The organism is Pseudomonas sp. HUK17, from assembly GCF_001566765.1.
Genome location: NZ_LSMW01000015.1, coordinates 240,896 through 262,343, shown reverse-complemented (window position 1 = coordinate 262,343; position 21,448 = coordinate 240,896). Strand labels below are relative to the sequence as shown.

Below are 21,448 nucleotides of genomic sequence, written 5' to 3'. Positions count from 1 at the left end.
AAGGGCTGTGCCCAGCCCGGGCTGGCAGGAGAAAGAGCCGTTCAATCAGGGACTTGCTGATTTAGGTGGGCAAAGACACCCGGCCTACCCGGCAAACGCCTTGCTCAAAAGATAAAGTTATGAGGTATAACCTTTTTCTCGATTGCGCATTTGCGCAATTCACCTGGGAAGTCGTGCCATGGCCCGGTCCGAACGCCTGTCCCTCAACGCCTTGCAGCAGGTCACCCCTGGCCTGTACCGGGGCGACAGCGCCGCCTGGGACGGCAGCGCCAGCCCGACCCAGGCGGAACTGGCCGAGTGCCTGTTCTTCTCGCCCGGAGATGGGCGCATCTGGCTCAACGACCAGCGCATGCTGCTGGTGCACGCCTCCGCCTTTGGCGCCCTGCGGCGCGAGCTGATCGGCGCCCTGGGTCAGGAACGCGCCCGCGGCCTGCTGACCCGGGTCGGCTATCTGTCCGGGGTGCGCGACGCCGAGCTGGTGCGCAAGCGCTGGCCCCAGGCCGACGCCGCCGCCATCTTCGCGGCCGGCACCCGCCTGCACGGCCTGGAGGGGCTGGTGCGGGTCGAGCCGCTGCATTTCGAATTCGATGTCGACCAGGGCCGCTATGGCGGCGAATTCCTCTGGCACCACTCGGCCGAATGCGACGAGCACCAGATCGCCCATGGCCAGGGCAGCGATCCGGCCTGCTGGATGGAGATCGGCTATGCCATCGGCTACGTCAGCAGCCTGTTCGGCCGCCTGGTGATCTTTCGCGAGGTGGAATGCCGGGCCATGGGCCACCATGTCTGCCGGGTCGAAGGCCGCAATGCCGAACGCTGGCCCGACGTGGCGGAGGACCTGCGCTATCTCAATGCCGCGGGCGATGGTACCCCTGAGAGGACTGCCACCGAACGCCTGCCCGCGCCCCTGCCCCACGCCGTCGACGGCCAGCCGCTGGTAGGCGCCTCGGCGGCCTTCAACGGCGCCTTCCAGGCGCTACAACGGGTCGCCCCGACCCCGGCCACGGTGCTGCTCACCGGCGAATCCGGGGTGGGCAAGGAGCTGTTCGCCAGCCACCTGCACCGTCTCAGCCACCGCGCCGACGGCCCCTTCGTCGCCCTCAACTGCGCGGCCATTCCCGAGAATCTCATCGAAGCCGAATTGTTCGGCGTGGAGCGCGGTGCCTATACCGGCGCCAACCAGTCCCGCGCCGGGCGCTTCGAACGGGCCCAGGGCGGTACGCTGTTCCTCGACGAGATCGCCTGCCTGAGCCTGCCCGGTCAGGGCAAGCTGCTGCGCGCGCTGCAGGAGCGCGAGATCGAACGGGTCGGCGGCAGCCGCACCCTCAGGGTGGACGTACGGGTAGTCGCCGCCACCAACCTGGACCTGCGCGAAGCGGTGCGCCGTGGCGACTTCCGCGAAGACCTCTTCTATCGTCTCAACGTCTATCCCATCGGCATCCCACCCCTGCGTAACCGCCGCGACGACGTACCGCTGCTGGTGGATCTGTTCCTGCGCCGCTTCTGCGCCGCCTACGAACGTCCGCCGGTGGGGCTGACCATGCGCGCCCTCAAGGCGCTGCTGCGCTACGATTTTCCCGGCAACGTACGGGAATTGCAGAATCTGGTGGAGCGCGGGGTGATCGCCAGCGATCCGGGCGAACTCATCGACCTGCCCCACCTGTTTCGCGGCGAGCCGCTGCCGGCCGACCTCCTGGAACCGGCGCCGCAGACAGCCGGCTGGCTGGAGCGCCTCGGCGTGGCTGGCGAACGCCCGCTGCACCTGGGCCAGCTGGAAGCCGAGCTGCTCGACGAAGCCCTGGCGCACAGCCACGGCAACGTGGCCGCCGCGGCACGACTGCTCGGCCTGAGTCGTGCCCAGTTCGCCTATCGCCATCGACGCGCGAGACGGGATCTGGACTAGAATGACCCCTCGATACCCTCCTCTCGCCATCTCCGACGGAAGCCCTTCCCGCCGATGAGTTCCCCCGACGACGCCACGCCCCTGGACCCTGCCGCCACTCCCTGGCTGGACACCGCCGTAGGCTATGCCCTGCGCCGCGCCCAGATGAAGATGTTCCAGCACCTGGTGGACAGCCTGGCTGAATACGACCTGCGCCCTGCCCAGTTCACCGCCCTGGTGATCCTCGAACAGGAACCGGGCCTGATGCAGGCCGACCTGGCCCGGCGCCTGGCCATCGAGCCGCCGCAACTGGTCCTGCTGCTGAACAAGCTGGAACGCCAGGGCCTGGCCGAGCGGGTGCGCGGCACCCAGGATCGCCGCGCCTACGCCCTGCACCTCACCGAGCAGGGCCGCGCCCTGGTGGGCGAACTCAAGGAACGCGCCGCTGCCAGCGACCGTGCCGCCAGCGCCCCGCTGGACGACGCCGAACGAACCGAGCTGTTGCGCCTGCTGCGCAAGCTCAATGGAGAGCTGGGCTGAAGGTTGATCGCCGGGTGTTGGGCTTCGCTGCGCTCAGCCGCAACCTACGAAAAGCTAGCTTGCACCGATCGCCCCCTCTCCATCAGAGAGAGGGTTGGGGTGAGGGAGATTGGCAGCGTCTGGGGCAGCGCCCTGTTAGGCTTCGCTGTGCTCAGCCGCAACCTACGGAAAGCTAGCTTGCACCGATCGCCCCCTCTTCCTCGGGGAGAGGGCCGGGGTGAGGGAGATCGACAGCGCCTGAGGCAGCGCCCTATTGGGCTTCGCTGTGCTCAGCCGCAACCTACGGAAAGCCAACCTGCACCGAACGCCCCCTCTCCCTCGGGGAGAGGGCTGGGGTGAGGGGGACCCCGGTACCTATCGTCACGCCCTGATCAACAGCGGCGCCGTTCCGCGATAGCAGGCTTCCAGGCGTTCCGCGCGATGGGTCAGGACGCTGCGCTGGTTGAGCGAGCCCTTGTCGGTGATCTCACCACGGTCGGCGGATGGCGGTTCCTCCTGCAGGGCGATCCATTCCAGGCGGCTGGCGTTGCCCGAGGCCTCGCGATTGAGGCGCTTGAGCCAGGCGGCGAACCAGTCCTGCACCGGCGCGCTGGCCAGTACCGTGGCGGCATCGACGCCGTCGTCCAGCCCGGCCAGTTGCCGGCAATCCGCCAGGCGCGGGAAGACCAGCAGTCCCAGACACTCGCGATCCGGCGCCGCCACCACCACGTCCTGCACCAGCGGCGTGCCCTCCAGCACCGCGCGATTGCGTAGGGGACCGACGCTGACGAACACCCCGGACGACAGCTTGAAGTCCTCGGCGATGCGGCCATCGAACATCAGGCCCAGTTGCGGGTTGGCCGGATCGACCAGCTTGAGGGCATCGCCCGAGCAGTAGAACCCCTCTTCGTCGAAGCAGGCGGCGGTCTGGCCGGCATCGCGCCAGTAGCCAGGCATGATGTGCGGCCCGCGGAAGCGCCCTTCCAGCTTGCCGTCCACCGGCACCAGCTTGAGTTCGCACCCCGGCGCCGGTACCCCGACGTAGCCGGCCACCGACAGGGGTCCGGTGGTGAAGGTGCAACTGGGCGAGGCCTCGGTCATACCCAGGCCGGCCATCATGCGGATGCGTTCGCCGCAGTGGGCCTCGGCGATGCGATCCAGACGATCCCAGACGCTTTGCGACAGCCCCGCCGCGGCAAAGAAGAACAGCCGCATGCGGGCGAAGAAGCGCTCGCGCAACCTGGCGTCACTTTCCAGCGCATTGGCCAGCTCTTCCCAGCCGCGCGGCACCGTCAGGTAGGCGGTGGGTGATACCTCGCGCAGGTTGCGCAGGGTCTCGCCGAAGCCCTGGGGCGTCGGCTTGCCTTCGTCCAGATAGAAGGTGCCGCCGTTGTAGAGCACGATGCCCAGGTTGTGGCTGCCGCCGAAGGTGTGGTTCCAGGGCAGCCAGTCCACCAGCACCGGCGGCTCTTCGCCAAACACCGGAAAGGTCTGCAGCAGCATCTGCTGGTTGGCGCAGAGCATGCGCTGGGTGGTGGTCACCGCCTTGGGCAACTTGGTGGAACCCGAGGTGAAGAGAAACTTGGCGATGCTGTCCGGGCCGGTCGCGGCGAAGGCACGCTCGGCCGCGGCCAATTCACCGCGAGCGAGCAGCGACTCGAAGGCCAGGCTGATGCGCCCCTGTACCTGACCCCGGGTCGCGATCACCGGCACGTTGGCCGGCAGCACGGCGTCCAGCGCCTTCTGGAAGGCCGGACCATCGCTGACGAACACCAGTCCCGGCTGCAGCAGGCCGCAGACATGGCGCAGCTTGGCGTGATCCTGGGACAGCAGTGCATAGCCGGGTGACACCGGGCAGAAGGGAATGCCGGCGTAGAGGGCCGCCATGGCCAATTGCAGATGTTCGGGATCGTTGCCGGAGAGGATCGCCAGCGGGCGTTCGGCGGAGAGGCCGAACTCCAACAGCGCGGCGGCCAGCTGGCGCACCCGCTGCAGCATCTCGCCATAGGAGAAGTCGCGCCAGGCGCCGCCGGCTTCCCGTGCGGCGAAGAAGGTGCGGTCCGGGGCCACCGTGGCCCAGTGCAGCAGCCGGTCCAGCAGTCGCGGCGGCGGCGGAGTCAGGGCTTCCTGGGAGGCCATGTAGAGCAGTCCATCCCGCTCTTCCACGGTGACGCCGGGGTGGCCCAGGGTCACCGGGCGATAGCGCAGCGGCTGATCAGCGGGCGCGCGGGTGTGCGTGACGTGACTCACCTTGAATTCTCCTCTGGGCTGGCGCCCAAGGGCGCCTCTTATTGTTGTCGCGACAGGAGCGAGGGACGGCGGACGCGGATCAGATCGGGTAGTGGCGCGGCCCCGTCTGCAGCGTCACCCAGCGCAACTGGGTGAAGTGGTCGATGGAGGCGCGCGAACCGAAGCTGCCGTAGCCGCTGGACTTGACGCCGCCGAAGGGCATCTGCGCCTCGTCGTGCACCGTGGGGCCGTTGATGTGGCAGATGCCGCTCTCCACCCGCTGGGCCAGCGCCAGGGCGCGGGCGGTGTCGCGACTGAAGATGGCGGACGAGAGACCGAATTCGGAATCGTTGGCCAGGCGCAGCAGGGCTTCGTCGCCCTCGGCACGGATCACCACCGCGACCGGTCCGAAGGATTCCTCGGCATAGAGTTGCATCTCGGCGGTGACGCTATCCAGCAGGGTCGGCTGGAGGATACTGCCGTCGAGCCCGCCGCCACAGACCAGCCGGGCGCCCTTGCCCACGGCGTCGTCGATCATGGCCTTGATACGGGTGCCGGCGCTGGCGTCGATCAGCGAGCCCAGCACCGAGTCGGGCGCGCTGGGATCACCGGCCCTGAGGGTGCGCACCTTGGCCGCCAGGCGCTCGACGAAGGCGTCGGCGATGCGGCTGTCCACCAGCAGGCGCTCGGTGGACATGCAGATCTGCCCCTGGTTGAAGTAGGCGCCAAAGGCTGCCGCGGCGACCGCGGCATCCAGATCGGCGTCCTCCAGCACCAGCAGCGGTGCCTTGCCGCCCAGTTCCAGCACGGCCGGCTTGAGATGGCGCGCCGACAGTTCGCCGACGATGCGACCCACCCGGGTGGAGCCGGTGAAGTTGACGCGCCGCACCGCCGGGTTGGCGATCAGCCGCTCGACGATGGCCGGGGCATCCTCCGGAGCATTGGTGACGACATTGACCACGCCGTCGCCCAGGCCGGCATCCTGCAGCACCTGGCCGATCAGCCGGTGCACGCCCGGGCTCTGCTCCGAGGCCTTGAGCACCACGGTGTTGCCGCAGGCCAGCGGCATGGCCAGGGCGCGGGTACCGAGGATCACCGGGGCGTTCCAGGGGGCGATGCCCAGCACCACGCCGCAGGGCTGGCGCAGCGCCATGGCGAAGCTGCCAGGCACATCGGAAGGAATGACCTCGCCCTGGATCTGGGTGGTCATGGCCGCCGCTTCGCGCAGCATGTTGGCCGCCAGGTGGACATTGAAGCCGTACCAGTTGGCCATGGCGCCGGTCTCCCCGGCCAGGGCGACGAATTCGTCACTGCGTGCGGCCAACCCGTCGGCCGCGGCCAGCAGCCGGCGGCGCCGCTCGCCCGGCGGTAGCGCGGCCCAGGCGGGGAAGGCGGCCTGGGCCGCGGCGACGGCGGCGTCGGCATCCTCCGGGGTGGCGGCGGCCACGGTGGAGACCACCGCGCCGGTCACCGGATGGCAACGCTGATAGCTGCGACCGTTACCGGCCGGGCGGCTGGCGCCGCCGATGAGCAGGGATACCTCGACCATGACGCTACCTCTTGTTGTTGTGCGTGGGGGCGGTGGCGGTTCAGCGCTTGTAGGTCTGCAGCCCAGGCTTGATGCTCTTGTCGTCGAGGAACTGCTTCATGCCCTGCTCGCGACCGCCCTCCGGATCCTGCAGCCGCGACTGGTCGAGCTTGGCATAGAGGTAGTCCTCGTTCTGCTCCCAGGTCAGTTCGCGGCAGCGCTTGAAGCCAACCTTGGCGGCACGCAGCACCACCGGATTCTTGTCCAGCAGCTCACGCGCCAGGGCGGTGGTCACCTCACGCAACTGGTCGCGCGGCACGCTCTGGTTGACCAGGCCCATGGCGGCGGCCTCGGGACCGCTGAAGGTCTTGCCGGTCATCACATAGTAGAGGGCGGTGCGATGGCCCACGGTGTCGGCCAGGGCCTTGCTCACCAGGTTGCCCGGGGGAATGCCCCAGTTGATCTCGGACAGGCCGAAGGTGGCCTCGTCGGCGGTGATGGCCAGGTCGCAGGCCACCAGCGGGCTGAAGCCGCCGCCAAAGCACCAGCCGTTGACCATGGCGATGGTCGGCTTGGCGTACATGCGCAGGAGCTTCCACTGCCACTGGGAGGCTTCGCGGCGAATCTTTTCCTGCAGGATCTCGGGGCCGGCATCGGTCTCGCGGAAGTATTCCTTGAGGTCCATGCCCGCGGTCCAGGCATCGCCGGCACCGGTCAGCACCAGCACGCCGGCGCTGGCGTCCTGCTCCAGGGTCTCCAGCACCTCGACCATCTCGCGGTTGAGGGTGGGACTCATGGCATTGCGTTTTTCCGGACGATTGAGCGTCACCCAGGCGATACCGTCCTCGATGTCCACTTTGACCGTCTGCCAACGTCCGTCGTAACTGCCCATGGCGTGTGCCTCTTGTTGTTGGGTGGGTATGGAGCCGAAGCTACGCCAGGGAATTAGTTAAGTCAATTAACTATTTTTGGCAAAACGATGACCTTGCCAAAAGCGGCTAGCCCAGCGCCTCGCCCTGCCGCCGACTCACCTCCGTGGCGGTATGCCGCTGCTCGGGTCGGGTCAGCAGGAGCAGCAGCCCCGCCGCGACGAACACCCCGGCAAAGACCAGATACAGCCGCAGCGGTGGCCAACCCTGGTCGAGCAGCAACCCGGCCACCACCGGCGAGAGGATGGCGCCCAGGCGACCGATGCCGATGCCCCAGCCCACCCCGGTGGCCCGCACCTCGGCGGCATAAGCCAGCGCCGGCAGCGCATAGAGGCCGGCGACGCAGCCATTGGCGAACAGTCCGATCAGCAGCCCCATGGCCAGGGCACCCAGGTAGGAACTGCCCAGGTGGGCGAAGATCACCAGCAGCAGCGCGGTGGTCAGCATGAAGCCGCCCAGCGCCCGGGACAGTGGCAGGCGGGCGAACAGCAGCCCCACCAGGGCGGCGCCAAAGATGCCGCCCACGCTCAGCAGGACGCCACCGGCCACCCCCTGTTGCTCGGACAGTCCCAGGGTGGTGAGCAGCTTGGGCGTCCAGCTCATGATGAAGTAGAAGCCGAACATGGCCAGGAAGAACAGCGTCCACACCAGCAGGGTCGTGCGCCGCAAGGCAGGCGCCAGCAGCCGGCCGACAGTACCGCCCGCCGTGGAGTTTTCCAGCCGCGGCGGCAGCACGGCGAGCTCGGGCTGGCCGAGTCTCCTGGCCAGGCGATTGACCCGCACCAGGGCGCCGGCTGGCTGCCGCGTGAGCAGGAAATCCAGGGACTCGGGCAGACCGACGAGCACCAGCGGGATGGCCCCCAGGGTGAGGAGACCGCCGGCACAGAAGACCGCGCGCCAGCCCCAGTGCGACAGCAACCAGACCGCCAGCAGTCCACCCAGGGTTGCCCCTAGCGCATAGCCCATGCCCTGCAGGCTGACTGCCAGACCCCGCCAGCGGCGCGCCGAGTATTCGCTGGCGATCACGTTGCTGCTGGCCAGCACCCCGCCCACGCCCAATCCGGTCAGGCCACGCAGCAGCGCCAGTTGCAGGGGTGATCCGGCCAACGCCGAGAGCAGCATGCCGAGCCCCGAGAGCAGCAGGCAGACCAGGATCAGCCAGCGGCGGCCCCAGCGATCGGCCAGTGGCGCCAGCAGCAGCGAACCGGCGGCCATCCCCACCAGACCGGCGCTGAGCAGCAGCCCCACCTGGGCGCCGGAGAGCCCCCACTCGCGGGATACCGAGGCCGCGGTGAAGGCCATCACCAGCACATCGAAGCCGTCGATCATGTTGAGCAGGATGCAGACCAGCACTGCCAGGTACTGGAAACCGCGCATGGGGCTCTGGTCGATGATCTCGCGCAGGTCGGTCATAGCCCACCTCGCGCACTGAGCAGGTGACGGCGGCGACAGGTGCCGCGCCTGGGCGTGGACGGAAAGACGGCGACGGGTACTGACATGGCGAGCATCCTTGGGTTCTTGTTGTTGGAATCTCAGCCTGCTTAAGCTGGCAAATATGGATCCAATTCACAAGATGCCTCGGCCTACCCGAGTCCCACCCGTGGCGGTGTCACCAGCCGCTTCAACACTGAAAAACCCATTCAATCAAGGCCATTCGGTACCGGATTGGCTCCAAGCAACGGGTATTTACTGGGCGATTATCGAGCAGCAATCGCTCTTGGCTACCGACTAGCCGCATTGACACCCTGGATGACCTCAATCGATTATTGGATCCAATAGACAACAACAAGAGGTCTCGATCATGTACCCGAAGAATGCCTGGTACGTCGCCTGCAACCCCGACGAAGTCCAAGACAAACCCCTGGGGCGCCAGATCTGCGGCGAACCCCTGGTCTTCTATCGCGATGCCAACGGCCAGGTGGTGGCCCTGGAAGACTTCTGCCCGCACCGTGGCGCGCCGCTGTCCCTGGGCTTCGTCCGCGACGGCACCCTGGTCTGCGGCTATCACGGCCTGGAGATGGGCTGCGGCGGCAAGACCCTGGGCATGCCAGGCCAGCGGGTCGGCGTCTTTCCCGCGGTACGCCCCTATGCCGCCGTGGAGCGGCACGGCTTCATCTGGGTCTGGCCAGGTGACCAGGCCAAGGCCGATCCGGCCCTGATTCCCTATCTGGAATGGGCCGAAAGCCCCGATTGGGCCTATGGCGGCGGTCTCTACCATATCCAGTGCGACTACCGGCTGATGATCGACAACCTCATGGATCTCACCCACGAGACCTACGTCCATGCCTCCAGCATCGGCCAGAAGGAGATCGACGAGGCGCCGCCGGCCACCCGCGTCGAAGGCGACGAGGTCATCACCAGCCGGCACATGGAAAACATCTCCGCCCCACCCTTCTGGCGCATGGCGCTACGTGGCAATGGCCTGGCCGATGACGTCCCAGTGGATCGCTGGCAGATCTGCCGCTTCACTCCGCCCAGCCACGTGATGATCGAGGTGGGCGTGGCCCATGCCGGCCATGGTGGCTACGACGCCCCGGCGGCGGTCAAGGCCGCCAGCGTGGTGGTGGACTTCATCACCCCCGAGACCGAGACCTCGATCTGGTACTTCTGGGGCATGGCACGCAACTTCAAGGCGGAGGACGCCGAGCTTACCGCCAGCATCCGCGAGGGCCAGGGCAAGATCTTCGGCGAAGACCTGGAGATGCTCGAACGCCAACAGCAGAACCTCTTGCGCTATCCCGAGCGCGGGCTGCTCAAGCTCAACATCGATGCCGGCGGGGTGCAGTCGCGGCAGATCATCGACCGCCTGCTGGCCGCGGAACAGGCCGCCACCGGCATCCCGGTCCGGCAGATCGCCTAGGAGACAGTCATGCTCGATCTGATCGTCACCGCCGTGCAACGCGAGGCCCCCACCATCCTGGCCTTCGACCTGGCCCGGGCCGACGGCGGCCCGCTGCCCGGCTTCGCCGCCGGCGCCCACCTGGAGATCACCCTGGGCGACGGCCTGGTGCGCCACTATTCGCTGTGCGCCACGCCCGAACCCGCCCCGACCCGCTATCGCATCGCCGTGCTGCTCGTCGCCGATTCCCGCGGCGGCTCCCAAGCCATGCATCGGCTGCAGGTAGGTGATCGCCTGCAGGTAAGCGAGCCACGCAACCTCTTCGCGCTGGTACCGAGTGCCCGCCGCACCCAGCTGCTGGCCGGCGGGATCGGTATTACCCCGATCCTGGCCATGGCCGAGCAGCTCTATCAGCAGGGCGCGCGCTTCAGCCTGCGCTACCTAGTGCGGGATCGCGACCACGCCGCCTTCATCCCCTGGCTCAAGGCGCGGCCCTATGCCGACCAGGTCAGGGTCCACTTCGACCAGCACGATCCGGCGCTGAGACCCAACTTCCAGCACCTGCTCGGCCCGGCGGCGCCGGACGACCACCTCTATGTCTGCGGCCCGGCCGGCTTCATGGCCGCCGTGGTGGACGCCGCCCAGGCCCAGGGTTGGCAACCCGGCCAGATCCATCGCGAATACTTCGCCGCCGATCCCGCCGCCCAGGGCGAGCAACGCCCTTTCGAGGTGGAACTGGCGCGCAGCGGTCGCCGCGTGCAGGTACCGGCCGAGCGCAGCGTGGTCGAGGTCTTGGCGGACCTGGGTGTCGTCCTGCCGGTATCCTGTGGCCAGGGCCTCTGCGGCACCTGCCTGACCCCGGTGCTGGCCGGTGAACCCGAACACCGCGACCTCTTTCTCTCCGCGGCCGAGCACGCCGCCAACGACCGCTTCACCCCCTGCTGCTCCCGCGCCAAGGGCGAGCGCCTGGTACTGGACCTCTGATGACCCGAGCCCGCCCTACACCAGCACCTTCATCGCCCCCGCCTCGCCCTCTTCCCCACCGAACCACCGCGCATAGCCCAGGGTCGCCTGGGCATGTTCGCGCATGATCCCCTCGGCGCGGGCGCCCTGACCGCGCACCAGGGCGTCGAACACCGCATGGTGCTGCAGGTGGGCGAAATTGAAGCGGCGATACTCCCGGTCGAGATCCTCGGCATCCACCGCTAGGGCGCTCACCGAGGCGAAGGGCAGGTGCTCGTGGCGTCCCAGGGCCACGGCAATGGCCGGATTGCCGCTGGCCGCGACGATGGCCTGGTGGAACGCCCGATTGAGATCGTGATACTCCTCCAGGTCCTCCAGCCGCACATGCCCCTTGGCGAACAATCGATCGCCACGGCGCAGGCAGTCTTCCAGCGTGGCGCGCGTGGCCGCATCCAGGCCGCGCTCGGCCGCCTGGCGCGCGGCCAGGCCCTCCAGCACACCGCGCACCTCCACCGCGCCTTCCAGATCCGCGCCCGTCAGTGCCCTCACCTGATAGCCCCGGGCGCCGCTGCTTTCCAGCAAGCCCTCCTGGGCCAGGGTGCGCAGGGCCAGGCGCACCGGCATGCGCGACACGGCGAAGCGTTCGGCGGTGGGAATCTCCGCCAGCCGCTCGCCCGCCGTGAGCTCGCCGGAAAGAATCATCTGCCGCAGCGCGGCCAGTACCCGCTGTCCCGGCTTGCTCATGGCTGTCCCTCTCCTTCGTTGATCTCGGCCAGCAGCCACTGGCGAAAGGCCTGCAGCGACGGCAGCCCTTCGTTGCGCGGCGGATAGACCAGGTAATAGCTGCGCCGGCTGACCAGCGCCGGCCCGCAGGCCAGTAGCTCGCCCTGGGCCAGTTCGTCCTCCACCAGCACCCGCGGCACCAGCCCGATGCCGATGCCGGCGCGCACCGCCTGGATCAGGTGCGAGGTCAGCTCGAAACTCGGCCCCGGGCGCATGGCCCGATGCGGCAGCTCATGGTGGCGGAACCATTCACCCCAGGCCTGGGGATTGTTGGCCACGCCCAGGAGCAACTGGCTAGCCAGGGTCGCCGGCGTCGCCTCCGGTAACGCGGCCAGCGTCGTCGGGCTGGCAATCACCACAAGCTGCTCGGCCTGCAGCGGATGGGCACAAAGCCCTGGCCAGTCACCGCTGCCGACGCTGATGGCGGCATCGATCTCGCTGGCGGCGAAGTCCACCGCCTGGATCCGCGAGTGCAGGTGCACCAGCATGCCGGGGTGGGCGGCATAGAAATCGCCCAGGCGCGGCAACAGCCACTTGGAACCAAAGGTCGGCAGCACCGCGAGGCGCAGGGTGCCCTGCCCGGAGGCGAAGGCCATGGCCTGCAGGGTGGCGCTGCGGATCTGTCCCAAGGCCAGGCCTAGTTCACGGCTATAGGCCCGGCCCACATCGGTCAGGACGATCTGGCGGCCCTCGCGGCGGAACAGCGTCAGCCCCAGCAACTGCTCCAGCGCCTGCACCTGGCGGCCCACGGCGCTCTGGGTCAGCGACAGCTCCTCGGCCGCCCGGGTGTAGCTCTCATGGCGCGCCGCCGCCTCGAAGGCCAGCAGCAGCGACATGGAGGGCGTCAGGCGACGGTGATTCATTCAGGATCTTCCGGCATAGGCGGCGGAATCTTCGGTTGTGGCCCCGGCGCGCTGTGGTGAGAATGCCTACTATAGCCAGAAAAGGTCGATGCCATTCCTTCGTTCGCTGAAGGAAACGGCCATCCGCCGCTAGAGAGCCCGCCTGATGAACATGATCGCCCGCCTGCCGGCCCCGGCGCCCCTCGCCGCCGCCTACACCGACTTCCTCAGCGCCCTCGCCGCCAGCGGCTTCCAGGGTGAGATCGCACCGGACCATGCCAGCCGTACGGTCATGGCCACCGACAACTCCATCTACCAGCGCCTGCCCCAGGCCGCGGTCTTTCCCAAGGACAGCGCCGACGTCCAGCGCTTGGCCCAACTGATGGGCGAGTCGCGCTTCCAGGGCGTGGTCCTCACCCCGCGCGGCGGCGGCACCGGCACCAATGGCCAGTCGCTCACCGACGGTATCGTGGTCGACCTTTCCCGCCACCTGAACCGGATCCTGGAGATCAACGCCGCAGAGGGCTGGGTACGGGTACAGGCCGGGGTGGTCAAGGACCAGCTCAACGCGGCGCTCAGGCCCCACGGGCTGTTCTTCGCCCCGGAGTTGTCCACCTCCAACCGCGCCACCATCGGCGGCATGATCAACACCGACGCCAGTGGCCAGGGCAGCGTGACCTACGGCAAGACCCGCAACCACGTGCTGGAACTGGACGCCTACCTGATCGGCGGCGAACGCCTGGAAAGTCGCCCGGTGGACAGCGCCGAATTGGACGCCCTCTGTGCCCGCGACGATCGCACCGGAGCCGTCTACCGTTGCGCGCGGGACATCGCCGAGCAGCAGGCCGAACTGATCGAGGCACGCTTTCCCAAGCTCAATCGCTGCCTGACCGGCTATGACCTGGCGCACCTGGTCGAGCCGGACGGCCGCTTCAACCTCAACAGCGTGCTCTGCGGCGCCGAAGGCTCGCTGGCCTTCATCGCCGAGGCCAAGCTCAACGTCCTGCCGATTCCCAAGTACTCGGTGCTGGTCAACGTCCGCTACGCCAGCTTCATGGACGCCCTGCGCGACGCCCGCGCCCTGATCGAACTCAAGCCGTTGTCCATCGAGACGGTGGATTCCAAGGTGCTCTTGCTGGCCATGCAGGACATCGTCTGGCACAGCGTGGCGGAGTATTTCCCCGAGGATGTGGAGCGCCCCACCCTGGGCATCAACCTGGTGGAATTCAGCGGCGACGATCCCGAGGAAGTGGATGCCCGCGTCCAGGGCTTCCTCGGCCACCTGCGCCAGGACGTCACCGTCGAGCGCCTGGGCCACACCCTGGCCATCGGCCGCAATGCCGTGACCCGCGTCTACACCATGCGCAAGCGCGCCGTGGGGCTCCTGGGCAATGTCCAGGGCGAGATTCGTCCGCAGCCCTTCGTCGAAGACACCGCGGTGCCGCCGGAGCGCCTGGCCGACTTCATCGCCGAATTCCGCGCCCTGCTCGACGGCCACAACCTGCAATACGGCATGTTCGGCCACGTCGACGCCGGGGTGCTGCACGTGCGCCCGGCGCTGGATCTCAAAGACCCGCGCCAGGCGGCGCTGGTGCGGCCGATCTCCGACCAGGTGGCCGCACTGACGCAGAAATACGGCGGACTGCTCTGGGGCGAACACGGCAAGGGCGTGCGCTCGGAATATGCGCCAGCGTTTTTTGGCGACCTCTATCCCGCGCTGCAGGCGCTCAAGGGTGCCTTCGATCCGCACAACCAGCTCAATCCGGGCAAGATCGCCACGCCCCTCGCCAGCGGCGCCGAGCTGCTCAAGGTCGATGGCGTGACCCTCCGCGGCGAACTGGACCGCACCCTCGACGAGCGCGTCTGGCAGAGCTACGGCACCGCCATGCACTGCAACGGCAACGGCGCCTGCTACAACTATGATCCTGACGACGCCATGTGCCCGTCCTGGAAGGCCACCCGCCAGCGCATCCATTCGCCCAAGGGCCGCGCCGCCCTGATCCGCGAATGGCTGCGCCTGCAGGGCCAGGCCGGCATCGATGTCCTGGCCCCGGCGCCGCGCGGTGCGTTGAACTGGCTCAAGGCCCTGCCCCAGCGCTGGCGCAATGGCCGCCAGGCCGAGGCGGATTTCTCCCACGAGGTCTATGACGCCATGGCCGGCTGCCTGGCGTGCAAGTCCTGCGCAGGCCAATGCCCGATCAAGGTCAACGTCCCGGAATTCCGCTCGCGCTTTCTCGAGCTCTATCACCGTCGCTATCTGCGCCCCGTCCGCGACTACCTGATCGGCTCCCTGGAATTCAGCCTGCCGGCGTTCGCCCGCGCCCCCGGTCTCTACAACGCCGTCATGGGCGCCACACCCACCCAGCGGCTGTTCGCCGAGCGCATCGGCATGGTCGACAGCCCCCTGCTCAGCCGTTTCGACCTGGTGCCGGTCATGCATCGATGGCAGGTACAGATCGCCACCCCCGAGCGGCTGCTGGCCCTGAGCGAGGAAGAACGCGCCAGGACCATCGTGCTGGTGCAGGACGCCTTCACCCGCTACTTCGAGACGCCGCTCACCGCGGCCTTTCTCGAACTGGCCGCGCGGCTCGGCCAGCGAGTGTTCCTCGCGCCCTATCGCGCCAACGGCAAGCCGCTGCAGGTGCAGGGCTTCCTCGGCGCCTTCGAGCGCACGGCGCGACGCAACGCGGCAGGACTCGCCAGCCTGGCTGGCTTCGGCGTCAGGCTGGTGGGCCTGGATCCAGCCATGACCCTGGTCTATCGCCAGGAATACCCCAAGGTCCCCGGCATCGCCCGGATGCCCGAGGTGCTGCTGCCCCAGGAATGGCTGCTGCAGGTGCTGCCGGAAGAGAAGCAGGTGGTCGGCGACAAGGTCTATCGCCTGCTCGGCCACTGCACCGAAAAGACCAATGCCCCGGCGAGCGTCAGCCAGTGGCAGCAGGTGTTCGAACGCCTGGGTCTGGGCCTCAAGCCGGAAAGCACCGGCTGCTGCGGCATGTCCGGCACCTACGGCCACGAGGCGCGGAATCTCGCGACCTCCAAGGTGATCTACGACCAGTCCTGGGCCCGCGCCCTGGCGGTACCGGCGGAACAGGGCGAAGCCCTGGCCACCGGCTACTCCTGCCGCAGCCAGGTCAAGCGCCTCGACGACCGCCGCCTGCGTCATCCGTTGGAAGCGGTACTGGATGCGGTAAGGGGCTGACCACCTTGTTGGGCTTCGCTGCGCTCAACCCAACCTACAAGGACGCCCCCTGTCGTAGGTTGGGTTGAGACAGCCCCATCGTCGAAGCCCAACAACCGAAGCTCGGCCCGGGGCAGTGTTGGGCTTCGCTGCGCTCAGCCCAACCTACAAGGACGCACTCCTGCCGTAGGTTGGGCTGAGACAGCTTCATCGTCGAAGCCCAACAGCCGGCGCCCGACCTTGGGCAATGTTGGGCTTCGCTGCGCTCAGCCCAACCTACAAGGACGCACTCCTGCCGTAGGTTGGGCTGAGACGGCTCCATCGTCGAAGCCCAACAGCCGGAGTTCAGCCCTGGGCAGTGCTGGGCTTCGCTGCGCTCAGCCCAACCTACAAGGACGCTCCCTGTCGTAGGTTGGGCTGAGACAGCTCCATCGTCGAAGCCCAACAGCCGGAGTTCAGCCCTGGGCAGTGTTGGGCTTCGCTGCGCTCAGCCCAACCTACAAGGACGCACTCCTGCCATAGGTTGGGCTGAGACAGCTCCATCGTCGAAGCCCAACAGCCGAAGCTCGGCCCGGGGCAGTGTTGGGCTTCGCTGTGCTCAACCCAACCTACAAGGACGCACTCCTGCCGTAGGTTGGGCTGAGACAGCTCCATCGTCGAAGCCCAACAACAGCCGCAGGGTGGAAAACCGCACGGCGTTTTACACGCATCTACACACACGCTCGACCCGCCTGCTGGCAGATCGCTCGACCGGAGCGCTAGGAAAGGAAGGAAGACACCAGAGGACACGACCAGAAAAAATCGCGCCCAAACGAAAAAGCGGCCACTAGGGCCGCTCTTCGATGGCTGCTGGCGTTCAGGACCAGACAACCTTTAAATGGCGCAGCGGACGGGACTCGAACCCGCGACCCCCGGCGTGACAGGCCGGTATTCTAACCGACTGAACTACCGCTGCGCATTACCTCGAGTGGTGGGTGATGACGGGATCGAACCGCCGACCCTCTGCTTGTAAGGCAGATGCTCTCCCAGCTGAGCTAATCACCCGTTTGCTCTCGAAGTGGGGCGCATTCTACGGAGGGGCTTACGACCTGGCAACCCCTTTTTGAAAAAAAATTTTCCAGCACTTCCAAAGGCTTAGCGCTGCCCTTCCAGGCAACTGGAGAAAGCGCGCATTCCCGACGACCACCGCGATCCGGGGTTGGCCTCCGGGGCGGGCGACGCGGATAATGCGCGCTTCGTTTTTGGGAGTGACACCATGTGGTTCCGTAATCTGCTCGTCTACCGTCTCACCCAGGAAGTCGCCTTCGAGACCGAAGCCCTCGAAGCCGCCCTCGCCGCCAAGCCCGCCCGCCCCTGTGCCAGCCAGGAGCTGTCCACCTATGGATTCGTCGCGCCCTTCGGCAAGGGCCCGGACCTGCCGCTGGTGCACGAAAGCCAGGGCTTCTTCCTGATCGCCGCGCGCAAGGAAGAACGCATCCTGCCCAGCAGCGTGGTCAAGGAAGCCGTGCAGGAAAAGGTCGACGAGATCGAAAACCAGCAGATGCGCAAGGTCTACAAGAAGGAGAAGGAGCAGATCAAGGACGAGATCGTCCAGGCCTTCCTGCCCCGCGCCTTCATCCGTCGCCAGACCACCTATGCCGCCATCGATCCCAAGCAGGGCTGGATCCTGGTCGACGCCTCCAGCGCCAAGCGCGCCGAGGACCTGCTCTCCACCCTGCGCGATGCCCTGGGCTCGCTGCCGGTACGGCCGCTGGGCGTCAAGCAGGCGCCGATGGCCACGTTCACCGACTGGGTCAAGGCTGGTGACGCCACCCATGGCCTCTACATCCTCGACGAGTGCGAGTTGCGCGATGCGGGCGAAGATGGCGGCGTGGTGCGCTGCAAGGGTCAGGACCTGACCAGCGAAGAGATCCAGAACCACCTGGGCGCCGGCAAGCTGGTCACCAAGCTGGCCCTGGCCTGGCAGGACAAGCTGGCCCTGCTGCTGGACGACAAGGTCACCATCAAGCGCCTGAAGTTCGAGGACCTCCTGCAGGACCAGGCCGAACAGGACGGTGGCGAAGACGCCCTCGGCCAGCAGGACGCCAGCTTCGTGCTGATGATGATGACCCTGGCGGAATTCCTGCCACAGCTGATCGAAGCCCTGGGTGGCGAAGAGCTGCCCCAGGGACTGTAATGACGACCTGCGCGTGATCGCTTGAGTCACAAGGCTCATCCGATCACGTGGACAGCCCCCAAGGCCGGCAGAGACCGGCCTTTTTTCTGCCTTTTCGACAGGAGTTCAACCCATGCGCGCGCTCGCCGCCTTCAGCCGCTTCGTCGGCAATACCTTCGCCTTCTGGGTACTGCTCGCCGTCCTGCTGGCGTTCTTCGCCCCTGAGGTGTTCAAGCCACTGGGCGTGGCAATCGTGCCGCTGCTGGGGGTGATCATGTTCGGCATGGGCCTGACCCTCAAGGTCGAGGACTTCGCCGCCGTCGGTCGCCACCCTTGGCGGGTGCTGCTGGGTGTGGTGGCCCACTTCGTCATCATGCCGGGCGTGGCCTGGGCGCTCTGCCAGCTGTTCCACCTGCCGCCGGAGATCGCCGTGGGCGTCATCCTGGTTGGCTGCTGCCCCAGCGGCACGGCGTCCAACGTGATGACCTGGCTGGCCAAGGGCGACCTGGCGCTGTCGGTGGCCATCGCTGCCGTGACCACCCTGCTCGCCCCCCTGCTGACCCCGGCGCTGATCTGGCTGCTGGCCTCCACCTGGCTGCCGATCTCCTTTGGCGGCCTGTTCTGGTCGATCCTGCAGGTGGTGCTGCTGCCCATCGCCCTGGGCCTGGTCGCCCAGCGCCTGCTCGGTCATCGTGTCGGCGCCCTGGTCGAGGTGCTGCCGCTGGCCTCGGTGATCAGCATCGTGGTGATCGTCGCCGCCGTGGTGGCCGCCAGTCAGGCGCGCATCGCCGAATCCGGCCTCCTGATCATGGCGGTGGTGATCCTGCACAACGGCTTCGGCTTCCTGCTCGGCTATCTCACCGGCAAGTGCTGCAAGCTGCCAGTGGCCCAGCGCAAGTCGCTGGCGCTGGAAGTGGGCATGCAGAATTCCGGCCTCGGCGCCGCCCTGGCCACCGCGCATTTCTCACCGCTGGCAGCGGTGCCCAGCGCCCTGTTCAGCGTCTGGCACAACATCTCCGGGGCGCTCCTGGCCACCCTTTTCCGCCGCTTCAAGGACGACGACGCCCGCCCCTGAGGGCTCGTGCCACACCTGCCGGACCAGCGCCTGGCAGGTGTCCTCGGTGAAGGGCTGCGGCCGGGCGATGCCATAGCCCTGGGCATAGTCGACGCCCAGGGCGCCGAGGGCCGCGATCACCGCGGCGTTCTCGGCGAACTCGGCGATGGTCTTCTTTCCAGTGAGATGCCCCAGCCGATTGATCGCCTCGACCATGGCGCTGTCCACCGCATCCTCCAGCAGATGGCGAACGAAGCTGCCATCGATCTTCAGGTAGTCCACCGGCAGATGCTTGAGATAGGTGAAGGACGACATCCCGGCACCGAAGTCGTCCAGGGAGAATCGCACCCCCAGGCCGCGTAACTCGTCCATGAACTGGCGTGCCGCATCCAGGTTGGCCACGGCGCTGGTCTCGGTGATCTCGAAGCAGATCCGCGTCGGCGCGATCTGCCAGCGGTGCAGCTGCTCCCTGACGAAATCCGCCAATCCCGCTTCGCCCAGGGAGTGCCCGGACAGGTTGATGGCCAGGGTATCGAGCAGTCCGCTGGGCAACTCGGCGAAACGGGCCAGCGCCGCAGCGATCACCCAGCGATCCAGGTCCGGCATCAGCCCATAGCGCTCCGCCGCCGGAATGAAGGCACCGGGTGCGATCAAGCGGTCGCCCTCCTCCAGCCGCAGCAGCACCTCCACATGGCGATCCGTGGCCGTCTCGCCACCCAGCCCGAGGATCGGCTGGACGTACAGGCGGAATCTGTCCTCGGCCAGCGCCCGGTGCAATCGCTGCACCCAGGCCATCTCGCCATGGCGCTGGTCCAGCTCCACATCACCCGGCGCAAAGACCTGGATGCGATTGCGGCCCTTGTCCTTGGCCGCGTAACAGGCCAGGTCCGCCAGGCGCAGGGCTTCCTCCGGTGCAAGAGCCTGACCACCCAGATGCACCACGCCGATGCTCAGGCCAACGCGAAAGCCCTGCCCGGCCGCCTCGAACTGCAGCGCGCCCACGCAGCAGCGCAGACGCTCCGCCACGGCCTCGGCTTCAGCCGGCGCACGGTTCTCCAGCAAGACGCCGAATTCATCACCGCCCAGGCGCGCCAGGCAGTCTTCTTCCCTCAGCTGCTGCCCGAGCAATTCGCACAGCTGGCGCAGCAGGCGATCGCCATGGAAATGCCCGGAGGTGTCGTTGACGATCTTGAACTGATCCAGATCGATGAACATCAAGGAGGCTCGCGCCAGGTCCTGCCGGGCCAGCAGGCGTTCCAGCCGGGTCTCGAATTCACGGCGATTGACCAATCCCGTGAGGGCATCGTGACTGGCCTGCCAGGCCAGGTCATGCAGAAAGGCCCGCTCGCGGGTCTGGTCATGCATCACCAGCACCACGCCGGTCCCCGATTCGCCCCGTGGCAGCGCGGTCACCGTGAGCGCCACCGGCACCCGGGTGCCATCGACGCGCACCAGCTGATGCGCCAGGGGTTCGTTGCCCGCCAACCAGTCCGGACTGCGCAGCCGCTCGGCCAAGGGCAGGGTCGAGGCCGGCTGGTCTTCGGTCTGGATATCGAACAGGTGGGTGACGGGCGTGCCTGCGACCAGCTCCCGCCGCGCCAGCAGGCGTTCGGCTGCCGGATTGTGATAGAGCAGCCGCCCCTGGTCATTGAGGGCCAGCACCGCATCGCCAAGGGAGGCCAGGATGACCTGGATGTGTTCCTTTTCGGCCTGCAGCGCCTGCTCGGAGCGCCAGCGCTGCTGCACCAGGCTGTGCATGCGCCAGAGCGCCAGCAGCACCAGCAAGGCGCCGACCAGGACATTGGCGATGAACAGCGCCGCGACCAGCTGGCGTGACGCCACCCCCAGACGCTCCGAGAAGGCCACCGTTTCCGGCATCATCCGGTCGTGCAGATCCAGCAGCTGGCGTTTCAGCGGAATCAGCGCCGGCCCCGGTCCATGCAGCTTGATCAACTCGAAGCCGGTACGTGCCAGGGCCTGGAATTCGTCCATGTAGGGATCGGTGACCTGCCAACGGGCGATCACCCCTTCGAAGGGCTCCACATGGCGAGCCATCTGAAAGAGTGCGATGAGGCCGTCGATATCGTCAGGGTGATTGCCAGCCAGGCGCAGTAACCGCGCCGCCTCGGCAGGCGGGCCGCCGCTGTCGAGCGCCTCGCGCGCCGCACGGTCGAGGTCATTGACGCTGATGGAGGCCAGGTAGTCGTGGTAGGCCTCGGCCTGCCCTTCGTCGAGGTAGGCACCCAGCGCCAGCATGGCGTTGCCGAGGCTCTTGCTCCACAGGCTTTCGGCCGAGACATAGGCACGCACCGTCGACAGCAGTTGCAGGCTGACGATGGCGACCAGCGCCTGGCAGGACAGGATGATGACGAAGGGCCAGACGATCCGCAGGGTGCGCAGCGCAGAGGAAGGCGACAGTGAAAACATACAGCGATCCGCAAAAGGAGACGGGCGAATTCTTGCCATTGAGCAGGCATGTCGGCCGTTTCGCGGAAAACTGTTGCTCTGGAAGGACTTCGCGCTGGATTACTGACGCCAAACAAG

14 protein-coding genes and 2 tRNA genes are annotated in these 21,448 nt (G+C 67.4%); 7 read left to right on the top strand and 9 right to left on the bottom strand.

What is annotated here, in order from left to right; genetic code table 11:
• Positions 1-178: 178 nt before the first annotated feature.
• Together AX284_RS11530 and AX284_RS11525 are read left to right on the top strand one after the other, a co-directional pair.
• Positions 179-1,903, top strand: coding sequence for a sigma-54-dependent Fis family transcriptional regulator (locus AX284_RS11530; protein ID WP_068385551.1), 1,725 nt, complete (start codon positions 179-181; stop codon positions 1,901-1,903).
• A 54-nt stretch (positions 1,904-1,957) separates the two neighbouring features.
• Positions 1,958-2,422, top strand: coding sequence for a MarR family winged helix-turn-helix transcriptional regulator (locus AX284_RS11525; RefSeq protein ID WP_017641863.1), 465 nt, complete (start codon positions 1,958-1,960; stop codon positions 2,420-2,422).
• Between the two features lie 360 nt (positions 2,423-2,782).
• Here the strand turns inward: AX284_RS11525 and AX284_RS11520 are convergent, their stop codons facing one another.
• The 4 genes from AX284_RS11520 to AX284_RS11505 form a co-directional block, all read right to left on the bottom strand.
• Complete coding sequence (locus tag AX284_RS11520) at positions 2,783-4,651, bottom strand: feruloyl-CoA synthase (RefSeq protein WP_068385547.1); 1,869 nt, start codon at positions 4,649-4,651, stop codon at positions 2,783-2,785.
• A 79-nt stretch (positions 4,652-4,730) separates the two neighbouring features.
• Positions 4,731-6,179 (bottom strand): aldehyde dehydrogenase, encoded by a 1,449-nt coding sequence (locus AX284_RS11515; RefSeq protein WP_068385544.1) that lies wholly within the window; start codon positions 6,177-6,179, stop codon positions 4,731-4,733.
• 40 nt (positions 6,180-6,219) lie between these two features.
• Positions 6,220-7,050 carry a p-hydroxycinnamoyl CoA hydratase/lyase gene (locus AX284_RS11510; RefSeq protein ID WP_058792502.1) on the bottom strand — a complete coding sequence of 277 codons (831 nt, stop codon included), beginning with the start codon at positions 7,048-7,050 and terminating at the stop codon, positions 6,220-6,222.
• Positions 7,051-7,156: 106 nt separating this feature from the next.
• Positions 7,157-8,500 carry an MFS transporter gene (locus tag AX284_RS11505; RefSeq protein ID WP_064307983.1) on the bottom strand — a complete coding sequence of 448 codons (1,344 nt, stop codon included), beginning with the start codon at positions 8,498-8,500 and terminating at the stop codon, positions 7,157-7,159.
• Positions 8,501-8,888: 388 nt separating this feature from the next.
• On the opposite strand from AX284_RS11505, the gene AX284_RS11500 reads away from it, so the two are divergent.
• Together AX284_RS11500 and AX284_RS11495 are read left to right on the top strand one after the other, a co-directional pair.
• Positions 8,889-9,947 (top strand): aromatic ring-hydroxylating dioxygenase subunit alpha, encoded by a 1,059-nt coding sequence (locus AX284_RS11500; protein WP_064307982.1) that lies wholly within the window; start codon positions 8,889-8,891, stop codon positions 9,945-9,947.
• 9 nt (positions 9,948-9,956) lie between these two features.
• Positions 9,957-10,910: a PDR/VanB family oxidoreductase gene (locus AX284_RS11495; RefSeq protein ID WP_064307981.1), complete on the top strand. Its 954-nt coding sequence runs from the start codon at positions 9,957-9,959 to the stop codon at positions 10,908-10,910.
• 15 nt (positions 10,911-10,925) lie between these two features.
• Here the strand turns inward: AX284_RS11495 and AX284_RS11490 are convergent, their stop codons facing one another.
• Positions 10,926-11,633: a GntR family transcriptional regulator gene (locus tag AX284_RS11490; protein WP_068385541.1), complete on the bottom strand. Its 708-nt coding sequence runs from the start codon at positions 11,631-11,633 to the stop codon at positions 10,926-10,928.
• A complete protein-coding gene (locus AX284_RS11485) occupies positions 11,630-12,535 on the bottom strand; it encodes a LysR substrate-binding domain-containing protein (protein WP_064306566.1) in 906 nt (301 codons plus the stop codon). The genes AX284_RS11490 and AX284_RS11485 overlap by 4 nt, the downstream gene beginning before the upstream one ends.
• Before the next feature lie 151 nt (positions 12,536-12,686).
• On the opposite strand from AX284_RS11485, the gene ydiJ reads away from it, so the two are divergent.
• Positions 12,687-15,716, top strand: a complete 3,030-nt coding sequence (gene ydiJ, locus AX284_RS11480; protein ID WP_068385566.1) for a D-2-hydroxyglutarate dehydrogenase YdiJ — start codon at positions 12,687-12,689, stop codon at positions 15,714-15,716.
• Positions 15,717-16,573: 857 nt separating this feature from the next.
• On the opposite strand, the gene AX284_RS11475 is transcribed toward ydiJ, so the two are convergent.
• Together AX284_RS11475 and AX284_RS11470 are read right to left on the bottom strand one after the other, a co-directional pair.
• Positions 16,574-16,650 (bottom strand) — tRNA-Asp (locus AX284_RS11475).
• A gap of 13 nt (positions 16,651-16,663) precedes the next feature.
• Positions 16,664-16,739, bottom strand: a tRNA-Val gene (locus AX284_RS11470).
• Positions 16,740-16,950: 211 nt separating this feature from the next.
• Here AX284_RS11470 and rdgC point away from each other — a divergent pair.
• Both rdgC and AX284_RS11780 read left to right on the top strand, forming a co-directional pair.
• Positions 16,951-17,871, top strand: coding sequence for a recombination-associated protein RdgC (gene rdgC, locus AX284_RS11465; RefSeq protein ID WP_007159072.1), 921 nt, complete (start codon positions 16,951-16,953; stop codon positions 17,869-17,871).
• A gap of 112 nt (positions 17,872-17,983) precedes the next feature.
• Positions 17,984-18,925, top strand: coding sequence for a bile acid:sodium symporter family protein (locus AX284_RS11780; protein ID WP_082731548.1), 942 nt, complete (start codon positions 17,984-17,986; stop codon positions 18,923-18,925).
• Here AX284_RS11780 and AX284_RS11455 read toward each other — a convergent pair.
• Positions 18,815-21,331, bottom strand: a complete 2,517-nt coding sequence (locus AX284_RS11455) for a putative bifunctional diguanylate cyclase/phosphodiesterase (RefSeq protein ID WP_068385535.1) — start codon at positions 21,329-21,331, stop codon at positions 18,815-18,817. The genes AX284_RS11780 and AX284_RS11455 overlap by 111 nt on opposite strands.
• Positions 21,332-21,448 lie beyond the last annotated feature (117 nt).

Bases quoted from the DNA above. Each gene is read 5' to 3' on its own strand.
- AX284_RS11530 (WP_068385551.1), top strand. From the start codon at position 179: ATGGCCCGGTCCGAACGCCTGTCCCTCAACGCCTTGCAGCAGGTCACC.
- AX284_RS11525 (WP_017641863.1), top strand. From the start codon at position 1,958: ATGAGTTCCCCCGACGACGCCACGCCCCTGGACCCTGCCGCCACTCCC.
- AX284_RS11515 (WP_068385544.1), bottom strand. From the start codon at position 6,179: ATGGTCGAGGTATCCCTGCTCATCGGCGGCGCCAGCCGCCCGGCCGGT.
- AX284_RS11510 (WP_058792502.1), bottom strand. From the start codon at position 7,050: ATGGGCAGTTACGACGGACGTTGGCAGACGGTCAAAGTGGACATCGAG.
- AX284_RS11505 (WP_064307983.1), bottom strand. From the start codon at position 8,500: ATGACCGACCTGCGCGAGATCATCGACCAGAGCCCCATGCGCGGTTTC.
- AX284_RS11500 (WP_064307982.1), top strand. From the start codon at position 8,889: ATGTACCCGAAGAATGCCTGGTACGTCGCCTGCAACCCCGACGAAGTC.
- AX284_RS11495 (WP_064307981.1), top strand. From the start codon at position 9,957: ATGCTCGATCTGATCGTCACCGCCGTGCAACGCGAGGCCCCCACCATC.
- AX284_RS11490 (WP_068385541.1), bottom strand. From the start codon at position 11,633: ATGAGCAAGCCGGGACAGCGGGTACTGGCCGCGCTGCGGCAGATGATT.
- AX284_RS11485 (WP_064306566.1), bottom strand. From the start codon at position 12,535: ATGAATCACCGTCGCCTGACGCCCTCCATGTCGCTGCTGCTGGCCTTC.
- ydiJ (WP_068385566.1), top strand. From the start codon at position 12,687: ATGATCGCCCGCCTGCCGGCCCCGGCGCCCCTCGCCGCCGCCTACACC.
- rdgC (WP_007159072.1), top strand. From the start codon at position 16,951: ATGTGGTTCCGTAATCTGCTCGTCTACCGTCTCACCCAGGAAGTCGCC.
- AX284_RS11780 (WP_082731548.1), top strand. From the start codon at position 17,984: ATGCGCGCGCTCGCCGCCTTCAGCCGCTTCGTCGGCAATACCTTCGCC.
- AX284_RS11455 (WP_068385535.1), bottom strand. From the start codon at position 21,331: ATGTTTTCACTGTCGCCTTCCTCTGCGCTGCGCACCCTGCGGATCGTC.